Annotated in this window: 1 protein-coding gene; it reads left to right on the top strand. The window is 67.6% G+C overall.

What is annotated here, in order from left to right:
- Nucleotides 1-26: 26 nt before the first annotated feature.
- The coding region (locus ACOQFL_RS22810) for a ketoacyl-synthetase C-terminal extension domain-containing protein (RefSeq protein WP_435546256.1) at nt 27-723 on the top strand (697 nt) is incomplete at its 3' end.

Raw genomic sequence — 723 nt, 5'->3', positions numbered from 1 at the left:
CGCCGAACGGTCCGGCGCAGGAGCGGGTGATTCGTTCGGCGCTCGACGCTGGTGGGCTCGGTCCGGAAGACGTGGACGCGGTGGAGGCGCACGGCACCGGCACCGCGCTGGGCGACCCGATGGAGGCGAACGCGCTGCTGGCGACCTACGGCAAGGCACGTTCGGAGCAGCACCCGCTGTATCTGGGGTCGGTGAAATCGAATCTGGGTCATCCGCAGGCCGCGGCGGGGGTGGCCGGGGTGATGAAGATGGTGCTCGCCCTGCGGCATGGTGAGTTGCCGCGCTCGTTGTACTCCGAGGAACCGACCTCGGATGTGGACTGGACCTCGGGCAATGTCCAGCTCCTCGACGAGACCATGCCGTGGCCCCATCGGGACGACCGCGTGCGTCGTGCGGGTGTGTCGTCGTTCGGGATTTCGGGCACGAACGCGCACGTGATCGTGGAAGAGGCATTTGCTCCGGAGAGTTCGTCCGAGGGCGACGAGGGTGCGGACGTCGATGGTGCGGCAACAGTGCCTGATGAAGGTGCGGGCCCGGGTGTGTCGGGGTTGGCCGAGCATGCTGTGCCGCTTGTGGTTTCTGGTGGTGGTGAGTCGGCGTTGCGGGGGAATGCGGCGCGGTTGGCGGAGTTTGTGCAGGCCCGTCGGGGTGTGTCGTTGGCCGATGTGGGGTTGTCGTTGGGGTTGGGTCGTGGGGTGTTTGGGTGTCGGGGTTCGGTGGTGG

The organism is Actinopolyspora sabaoui, from assembly GCF_051225635.1.
Classification (GTDB): domain Bacteria; phylum Actinomycetota; class Actinomycetes; order Mycobacteriales; family Pseudonocardiaceae; genus Actinopolyspora.
Note: the sequence above shows the minus strand (reverse complement) of the source record. Positions and strands in the feature narration are given on the sequence as shown.